This window comes from Alkalinema pantanalense CENA528 (assembly GCF_050753345.1).
In the GTDB taxonomy this organism is placed as follows: Bacteria; Cyanobacteriota; Cyanobacteriia; order Leptolyngbyales; family Leptolyngbyaceae; genus Alkalinema; species Alkalinema pantanalense.
Window position 1 is genome coordinate 87,690 of the sequence record NZ_JBLZFX010000012.1, and the last position, 9,105, is coordinate 96,794.

7 protein-coding genes are annotated in these 9,105 nt (G+C 47.6%); all 7 read right to left on the bottom strand.

Annotated elements, in window-relative coordinates:
• Nucleotides 1-14: 14 nt before the first annotated feature.
• Nucleotides 15-845, bottom strand: a complete 831-nt coding sequence (locus ACN4EG_RS06440; RefSeq protein WP_431628494.1) for an ABC transporter ATP-binding protein — start codon at nt 843-845, stop codon at nt 15-17.
• A complete protein-coding gene (locus ACN4EG_RS06445; RefSeq protein WP_431628496.1) occupies nt 820-1,746 on the bottom strand; it encodes an ABC transporter substrate-binding protein in 927 nt (308 codons plus the stop codon). The genes ACN4EG_RS06440 and ACN4EG_RS06445 overlap by 26 nt, the downstream gene beginning before the upstream one ends.
• Before the next feature lie 306 nt (nt 1,747-2,052).
• Nucleotides 2,053-2,976, bottom strand: a complete 924-nt coding sequence (locus ACN4EG_RS06450) for an ABC transporter substrate-binding protein (RefSeq protein WP_431628498.1) — start codon at nt 2,974-2,976, stop codon at nt 2,053-2,055.
• Nucleotides 2,977-3,053: 77 nt separating this feature from the next.
• Nucleotides 3,054-4,592 carry an amidohydrolase family protein gene (locus ACN4EG_RS06455; RefSeq protein ID WP_431628500.1) on the bottom strand — a complete coding sequence of 513 codons (1,539 nt, stop codon included), beginning with the start codon at nt 4,590-4,592 and terminating at the stop codon, nt 3,054-3,056.
• A gap of 233 nt (nt 4,593-4,825) precedes the next feature.
• A complete protein-coding gene (locus ACN4EG_RS06460; RefSeq protein ID WP_431628502.1) occupies nt 4,826-6,190 on the bottom strand; it encodes an LLM class flavin-dependent oxidoreductase in 1,365 nt (454 codons plus the stop codon).
• 492 nt (nt 6,191-6,682) lie between these two features.
• Nucleotides 6,683-7,519, bottom strand: a complete 837-nt coding sequence (locus tag ACN4EG_RS06465) for an ABC transporter permease subunit (protein ID WP_431628504.1) — start codon at nt 7,517-7,519, stop codon at nt 6,683-6,685.
• A 149-nt stretch (nt 7,520-7,668) separates the two neighbouring features.
• A complete protein-coding gene (locus tag ACN4EG_RS06470; RefSeq protein ID WP_431628506.1) occupies nt 7,669-8,442 on the bottom strand; it encodes an ATP-binding cassette domain-containing protein in 774 nt (257 codons plus the stop codon).
• Nucleotides 8,443-9,105: the final 663 nt, after the last annotated feature.

The following is a 9,105-nucleotide window of genomic DNA, read 5'->3' on the forward strand; positions in this document are numbered from 1 at the left end:
CACTCCTCTCGAAATTAACGGCTCTGACTGGCTTCTCGTTGCTGTAAGACCTGTGTGGTTAGTTCTCCCCAAAGTTCCCGCTGAATCGCCTGGAACTGAGGATCCGTCCGAATCGTGAATGCCGATCGCTCCCGTGGTAAATCAATCTCAAACTCACGCACCAGTCTACCGGGACGGGCCCCGAGGAGAAAGACCCGCTGCGAAAGTACGATCGCTTCCTCTAGATCATGTGTCACTAAAACGAAGGTACAACCTGTATCCCGCCAAAGCCTGAGAAACTCATCTTGCAGAAGGACACGAGTTTGAGCATCCAAACTACTCAAAGGTTCATCCAGCAACACCACATCCGGCTGATAGATCAGCGTACGAATCAATAAAACTCGCTGTTGCATTCCACCGGACAACTCACTCGGGTAACTCTGCTCAAAGCCACCCAAGCCGTACTTATGCAGCAACTCTAATCCTCTAGCACGGCGTTCCAGCCGAGAGACTCCCCGAATTTCTAAGGGGGCAACCACATTCTCTAAAACCGTTCGCCAAGGCAGCAGCGTTTGTTTCTGGAAGAGATAGCCGATCGCATGATTTTGAGGACGACGAATTTCTCCCGCTTGCTCCACCCCCGATCGCTGAATTCCAGCAAAAGCATTTAATAACGTACTTTTGCCACATCCACTAGGCCCAATTAGAGTCAGAAATTCCCCTGGTTTGACCGCAAGATTAATATCCTGGAGAGCTTCAATTCGGCGCTGCTGAGTGCGATAGGTAATCGAGACATGCCGTGCTTCCAGTGCATAAGACGTTGCAAGGTTGGGAGTGTAATCAAGCCCGGTTTCCAGACTTGGCATCGTAAACGCCCTCCTCGTAGGGAACTGCTTTCTTGATCACACCCGTTTCCAGGAAGACTTTCTGATCGGCATCATAGGCGGCCTTACTGATCGAAGAATCCGTCGGAATTGCCCGTTTAATATCCCGCTGGATACTGCTAGCTAACGTCTCTGCGGAAGTTCCTTCAAAGCGTTTGACCAGTACCGCTGCTGCTTCTGTGGGAGCCGTCTTGTGCAAATAATCAAAGGTACGATTAGCCGCTTGGACGAGTTTCTCGACCGCATCCGGTTTATCCTTGAGAATCCGCTCGTGGGCTAACCAGGCACGAGTCATGGCTTCCGCCGCCCCAAAGTATTCCTGATGCACGGCTGGCTCAGTGGGATCTACTAAAATATATCCAGCTTTCTCTTCCAGGATCTTGGTCAAGTCAGGCGCGTTGGCAACGGCAGCATCCACCTGACCACTTTTGATCAGGGCATAGTTCGTACTCGATTCGCTGGCGACATATTTCACATCGCTCTCAGGCGTCAATCCATTTTTCTGGAGGTACTTTTCCGCCAGTGCCCAACTCCAACTTCCCACAGTCCCGATCGAGATACTCTTGCCTTTCAAGTCTGCGACTTTTTGCGTTGAGGATTGCAACTCTTGTCGCACAATCAGCGCTGCGTCCACAATATTGCGGCGATTTGCCACCACTTTTAATGGAATCCCTTTCAGTCGAGACAAATACACATGCAAAGGCGCTTGGGCACTGAAGTCCAACTCCCCGGCAACCACTGCATCTCGCATTTTGGTAGCACTTCTAAACTGGATCACTTCAACCTCTAGTCCAGCTTCTTTGAAGTAGCCCAAATCATAGGGAATCCACACATCGATCGAGTTAATTCCAGTGACGGCTCCAATTTTGATTTTGGTTGGCATTTTGATGACTGGACTAGATGGGGTGCTGGGCGCTGGCGAATTCGATACCGATTGTTGTGATTGATTTGTGTTGTTACACGCTGCGATTCCGAAGCTCAGGGAAGCTCCTAGAGAAAGATGTTGTATGAAGCGTCTACGCGTGACCATACGTTTGAGTTCAGTGGGTAAATAGGGGATTGGAGAGTGGACGGAATAGCAGAATGTCGGATGAACCTATCGGGGCAAATCTTCGCAATCAGAAAAACGATTGCAATGCAGCAATCAACCGATTAAGGGGGTTATGCTGCATTGCAATTGCATTGAGGGCTAACCAACAGCCGCTGCAACACGGTTATCGACAATTTTCTCAAAGGTTGCATCGGGCTTGATTAATCCCCACTTCACCATCCATTCATAGCTGCGGCGAAAATCAGCTTCTGGATAGGGAGCGGGATCAACGTAGCGTAACCGATTGCGGCGGAAGTCTGAGGGTTCTAGATGAACAATGTCTTCAGACACATCTTCGATCAAGTACTTCACAAAGTCGATCGGATTAGCTTGAAGATCTTTCACCGCTCGTCGAATTGCGCGATTCACCGCTTCAAAGGTTTCTGCATCGAGATCAGGGCTACCGATTTCCAAGCCAACATAGTGAGCTTCAGCAATGATCTTGTACCCCAGTTTCTCTGCCACAGTGATCCAGGGTTCCATCACGGCAACTGCATCGACCAATCCATCCCGCAAGGCTAGAAAGCGATTGGCTCCATCAATGTGAACCACTTGGATTTCACTATCTTTCAAGAATCCTTCTAGAAGCTGGATCACGATGTAGTGAGAGCCATGATGGAAGTTCACACCGATCGGGACGTTTGCCAAATCCTGTGGGATGTTATACGACGCATCGGGTCGCACAATAATGGCTTGACTCGCAACCGCTGCCCGCTTTGCGACAACCTGACCACCCCGCTGGCTATCATAGGTTCGACGCACCTGTCCCCACTCGCAGGCACGATAAAGGCTGGTTTCACTTTGTTCAAACGGTGAGGGGCCACCGAAAGAACTGACTGTATGATGATCCTGAATCAGTTGAGCATCGGAAACAGGTTTTTTGAAGCCATTCTTGACGATAAACTCGATATCGAGTCCTTCCTCAGCAAAATAGCCTTTTTCACGGGCAACATAATAGGGCAGCGAAAACACGGTGCCACTGATTTCAGTCCGAACCTTTTTGAGTGCTGAAACGTTACTCATGGTTGTATTCCCTGGGTCATTAAAAATTGATACCTTGCTGAATCGAGGAATCGTAGAGATTCCTCGATCGCCCAACACTATGCAGTTACCAAGTTCTGGTCAGCAGATTGGGTTTGTAACTGGTTCAGCTTCGATTCAATCGCCGTTCCCTTGAAGAAGTCAGGATTCGCTTCGGTGTAGAGTCGGTAGGGATTCTCAAACACATAGGCTTTGAAATCTGCTTCAGAAATGACCCCTTCTTCCACCAATTCCCAGCTTTCGGCCAGGGGCAAGGTGATATCGGGCACATCCCAGTGGCCCACATCGGAGGAGTAGATGGCGTTAATCTTGGCCCCCAAGGGATTCGCTTTGTCGTTGAAGGCAGCGGCGATCGTCCGATCGTCGGATTCCGAACCAAAGAAGAAGGGATTCACCCAGCGATCGCGAATGTCTTCCACGCGCTCAATTCCAGCTGCTGCAAAGTCCTCAAGTTCGCTGCCGACGGGTTCACGGCTATAGCGGTTGAAGGAGGCTCCAAGCACCGTCCGAGTCAGTTCCTCAGGGCTGAGGTCATAACCTTTTGTGATTTCCCCTCCAAAGCGCTCAAACAATTGATACAGCTCGTTAGAGTTGGTCAGCGCTGGGTTGTAGTTTTGCAGCGCCTTGAGATTGCGTTTGCCGTAGCGATCGACCAGATGAATGTAAACATGGGCACCCCAGTCTGCCCCCCCTTCCAAAAAGGCGGCCCGCAGTTTCGGGAAACGCTTCGTCACCCCACCAAAGAAGAGGGCTTTAGCAAAGGCTTGGGACCCATCGGCAAAGTGACCGATGTGGTTATTCATGTAATTGCTAATGGAAGAACGCCCTGTCCAGCCCTGGCTGCCATAGTGGGTGGTAATGGGTACACCCAGTTCCACAACCTTTGCCCAGAAGGGATCGTAATCATATTCACTATCTAGGCCAAAGAAGTCAATGTAGGAAGCGTACTTCGCAATTTCGGGGAACTGGTCAGCGGGATATTTGTCAGCGATCGATTTAATTGGACGGCGCACGCCTCCCGGAATGTTGATGACCTTCAATCCCAGGGTATTGACCGCAAATTCCAAATCTTCGATCGCTTCTTGGGGCGTGGTCATGGTGATGCCCGCCACCGGGGTTAGACGATCGCTATACTTGCGATAAATGTCTGCATGGTAGTGATTGATCGCCCGTTGCAATGCCTGACGATTTTCGGGTTTCGCGCCACCAGCGGCTAATGCGTTGTTGGGAAACAGGATGGAATAATCGGAACCCTGTTCCGCCTGCCGCTCATAGAGCAACTCCGGTAGCGTATAGGTTGCTAGATCCAAAGTATTGCGAGTGACCCGTGCCCACCATGGCGATCGGAGGGTGCGGTAGTATTGGCGCTCTTCTGGCGTTTGCTGATACCAATCCTTGCCATCTGCCTTAGAATTCAGGCGATAGTTTTCAGCTTTACGCAATTCATCCACCAAATGGGATCCGCCATAATGGGCAATGTAGTCCTCAAACGCAGGCGTAAAATCATTAGTGTGCACATCCGTATCAATCACGGGATAATCGAGATTGGCACGGATGGCAGCGGAACGGGAAGTATTCAACCGACTAACTTCAACCATGGTAGGTGTCTCCAAAGGTACAGTTTTTTCCAGGGTCTAGATTGACTAGGATCTGGATTGACATTGAGCTGGGTTGATCTAGATCTATCCAGATCTAGATCTGCGGTGGCCTTTGGGGCCATCGAATGGGGCTATCGAACAATTTGGTAGGGTTAGTTTGTCTGCTTGTGCAAAAGAGTGAAATACAGGATGAGGTTGGATTTCACCCAGAACTAGCCATACCAAAGCCTTTGCTATACGGCGACTAATTGCTTCTGCGATCGGGCAATTGCCAGTTGATTGTCTGGCCGCCGTAGACCGAGGTTTTCCCGCAGCGTCTTGCCTTCGTACTCAGTCCGAAATAGGCCGCGCTTCTGTAACACGGGAATCACCAAATTGACGAAATCCTCTAAGCCTGTGGGTAAAATCGGTGGCATGATATTAAATCCATCCGCTGCACCGTTGGTAAACCATTCTTCTAACTGATCTGCAATCCCTTCCGGCGTCCCAATGATGGTGCGATGGCCTCGGGCTGTAGCCAGTGCTAGATACAATTGACGCAGGGTTAAATTCCCGCGTGCTGTTAGATCCGCGACTAATTTCAGCCGACTCTTGTTGTTGTTGGTGTCGCTGGGGAGTTCTGGTGCAGGATCATCTAGGGAATATTGGGTTAAATTCACCCCTTTGTAATACTGCTTCAAAATGCCCCAGGCAACCTCATCATGGATTAAGGATTGCAGAAATTCGTATTTCTCCTGGGCTTCTTCTTCCGTGCGGCCAATGATTGGAAAAGCACCGGGCATAATTTTCAGATCATCCGGCGATCGGCCATATTGGGCCAATCGACCTTTAACATCCGCATAAAATGCCTGGGCATCTTCTAGGGTTTGATTGGCTGTGAAAATCACTTCAGCCGTCCGTGCCGCTAGGTCTCGCCCTGCTTCGGAAGCCCCTGCTTGCACAATCACTGGATAGCCCTGAGGGGGACGACCCACGTTCAGAGGCCCTTTAACGGAAAAATGTTTGCCTTGATGGTTGAGGACGTGGAGTTTCTCCGGCTCAAAATAGACCCCTGACTCCCGATCGCGAATAAATGCATCATCTTCCCAACTATCCCAGAGCCCTTTCACCACTTCCACAAACTCTTCAGCCCGCTCATAGCGCTGACTATGTTCTGGGTGGTGCGCGAGTCCGAAGTTGGCCGCTGCATTTTCATTCCCGGTTGTGACCACATTCCACCCGGCACGCCCGTTGCTGAGATAGTCCAAAGAAGCAAACTTCCGGGCTAAGGTATAGGGATCTTCATAGGTCGTAGAAGCCGTAGCGATAAATCCAATCCGCTCAGTGACTGCTGAGAGAGCCGAGAAGAGCGTCACGGGTTCAAAATGGACAATCTTACCATTTCGACTTTGACTTTCAGGAGCCCCTCCCCAAACACCAGGACTATCGGCCAGAAACACTGCATCAAACAAGCCTCGTTCAGCCGTTTGAGTAATGTGTTTGTAATGGGCAAAATTTAATCCAGCATCAATTTGAGCATCGGGGTGTCGCCATGCAGAAACATGATGCCCTGTGGCTTGAATAAATGCCCCTAAACGCAACTGACGTAGCTTACTCATGTTCTTTTGACGTTATTTTGACGGTGCTGTACAAAAACTAGAATCGCCAGACTGGTCAACTATCTGTAGCCTGTAGCGATGACTTTCGTAGTGCTGATTCTCGTAACGATGATTTCTGTAGTGATCGCTTAAGCAGTCACACACTAATTGTTAGATAGTCTAACTTTATAGAAAGCCAATCATCTTGTCAATCCTGAATATTTTATTTTAATTATTTTGATGACATTAAAAACTTGTTTATGCTTCTTAGTTTTTGTAGTTTTAATGTCTGTAGAAATGTTTTATATATTGCAATTAGCACGCGTTAGATTCTATTAAATCGATATTGCGTTGATGGATCAAGGAATATCGATTTAACATATAAGTCCTAATAAAAAAGCCTCCAAATTTGGAGGCTGAGAGAGGATAGTAAGGCTAAAGAAAGCACTGATTGATCTTGATTTTACGACATCCTTTAACTAGCTTGCTACTAGTCTATTACCAGGATACAGTCTATGACTTTTGGTAGTTAGGATGCCAACGCAACCAAGAACGTTCCAAATATCTAGCAACACTATCTGCTAGTTTGCCAAATAAAGCATACATGACGATCGCAAGAACAATCACATCGGTTTGCATGAATTCTCTTGCATTAGTTGCCATGTAACCGATGCCGGAATCGGCAGCGATCGTTTCAGCCACAATCAGAGTAAGCCACATAATTCCAAGGGAAAATCTGACACCTACTAAGATAGATGACATGGCTCCTGGAAGAATAATTTTCCAGAATAATTGCCAAGCATTTAAACCATAAACACGACCCATCTCAATCAAACCAGGATCTACCTGCCGAATGCCATGGAAGGTATTTAGGTAAATTGGGAACATCACCCCTAGGGAAACTAGAAATAATCGAGCTTCATCACCGATTCCAAACCACAGAATCACCAACGGTAAAAGTGCAAGGTTAGGAATCGTGCGCAACATTTGCAGCGTTGTATCAAACAGTGACTCTGAAACCCGTGAGATCCCGTTAATAATGCCCAGGGCAAATCCAATTCCTCCACCAATAATAAAGCCACTAATTGCCCGTAGGGAACTAATGCCAATATTTCTGGGCAGTTCACCAGATTGAGTCAGCTTAATCGCCGCTGTCACAACACTAAGGGGGGCTGGAAGAACCTGTGGAGGAATGACCCCAATCACTGCAAAAAATTGCCAAAACAAAAGAACAGTAATGGGAAATAGCCAGGGTAGGAAAACTTTAACCTTAGGATGATCTAAGTTAAGTTGGGGCTTTTCCTGAGAGTAATACTTCCTTAAAGAAGCTTTGATTCTGAAGGTACTCATGGACGTAAAAGAAACTCATAGAACGATAAAGGTGCTAGGGAACAGCTATTTGTTTCCTTGCTAGGATAGTTTGCTATATACACCCTTCAGGAATCTACTTTCGTAGGCTTATTAACTTCCCCAATGAACCCAAAGTAGGACTCTCGGCCCTATGCCTGAGCACCCACCAAAGCCTCAACTGAAAGGTCATGCTTACGCATCACTCGTTGCAAAATGATTTCAACCGTTTCTGCAAAAGCTTTACTAGCACGGTGTCTAGGGCGAGGTAAGTCAACCGGCACATCCATCACAACTTGACCATGCTCAATTAAAATAACGCGATCGGCTAAGGCAACAGCTTCTTCAACGTCATGGGTAATCAGAAGTGAGGTAAACTGTTGCTCCTGCCACAAATCCTCTAGCAGTTGCTGCATTTCAATCCGAGTTAAAGCATCCAACGCCCCTAAGGGTTCATCCAGCAAGAGCAAGTGAGGTTGGCTAGCTAGGGCTCGAGCTAGGGCAACTCGCTGACGCTGCCCCCCAGAGAGCGCAGCAGGCCACTCATTAGCCTTTTCTTCAAGGCCAACGGATTGTAAAACCTGTAAAGCCCGAGGTCGGCTGCCCACAGCGCCCAGTAATCCCAACTCAACATTGGCCAAGACCCGCTGCCAGGGCAGTAGTCGAGAATCCTGGAACATCATCCGTACTGTAGGGCTCAGTCTTTGGGTTCGTTGTCCATCTAGTAAAACACCACCTGCACTTGGTGTTTCTAGACCGGCAATCAGGCGTAGTAGGGTACTTTTACCACACCCACTGCGACCAACGATCGCAACAAATTCTCCAGGTTTCACCTCCAAATTCAATTCTCTTAGAACTTTATTTGTCCCGAAAGACTTTTCTAACCCTTCAATAACCAGATGTGTTCCAAGACGCTCATAGCTCATACCGAAACCTCTAGTGAGAACCCCCAGGTGATTGATTCTCTTGGCCATGGAGTAACTATAGAGAAATGTAATCTAAAGCACTAATGCGAATGGAATAGCTGACAGTAAGATATAAATGGGTACGTCCACTGTAAGCCTATTCCTGTTTGATAAAACGCTAGTCGATTAGGATACGTCCCTCTTAATCCATAACCAAGCAGTTTTTACTACTTCATAGTCTTCGCCAAAAACTTTACTAACAATGTGACCTTGATTAATAAAGCAGAAAAAACAATGAAGTAGGAAGTGGCAATTTCTACCTGATGCTTCTCAGTATAGGTGGATGACTTTGCGAACACAAAGTACGTTCAATACTAAATAAAAGTACTTTTTATACAAAACACTGAGTTTGCACTCATGGCCTTGTTGTGCTGGTTTGATTAATATTTCCTAAAAAAATACCTCATCAACATTGGATGAGGTATGAGTATCAGCAAATAGCAAGTACCTTAATTCGACGCCCGCTATCAAGTTCGATTCGGTTTAACCAACATATTGGGGTAGTTAGGAGATTTCTAACAAAGAAACTACCCAGGGTAAAATGCTTTCAGTTGTTCCAACAAGCAAGGAAGCAGAGACTTGAAAAACGCTCCTCAATCTGAAAATCCCCTTAGTTCATCGCAA

Excerpts from the sequence above, each read along its gene's own strand:
- ACN4EG_RS06465 (WP_431628504.1), bottom strand. The coding sequence starts at position 7,519 with ATGAGTACCTTCAGAATCAAAGCTTCTTTAAGGAAGTATTACTCTCAG.
- ACN4EG_RS06445 (WP_431628496.1), bottom strand. The coding sequence starts at position 1,746 with ATGCCAACCAAAATCAAAATTGGAGCCGTCACTGGAATTAACTCGATC.
- ACN4EG_RS06470 (WP_431628506.1), bottom strand. The coding sequence starts at position 8,442 with ATGAGCTATGAGCGTCTTGGAACACATCTGGTTATTGAAGGGTTAGAA.
- ACN4EG_RS06460 (WP_431628502.1), bottom strand. The coding sequence starts at position 6,190 with ATGAGTAAGCTACGTCAGTTGCGTTTAGGGGCATTTATTCAAGCCACA.
- ACN4EG_RS06450 (WP_431628498.1), bottom strand. The coding sequence starts at position 2,976 with ATGAGTAACGTTTCAGCACTCAAAAAGGTTCGGACTGAAATCAGTGGC.
- ACN4EG_RS06455 (WP_431628500.1), bottom strand. The coding sequence starts at position 4,592 with ATGGTTGAAGTTAGTCGGTTGAATACTTCCCGTTCCGCTGCCATCCGT.
- ACN4EG_RS06440 (WP_431628494.1), bottom strand. The coding sequence starts at position 845 with ATGCCAAGTCTGGAAACCGGGCTTGATTACACTCCCAACCTTGCAACG.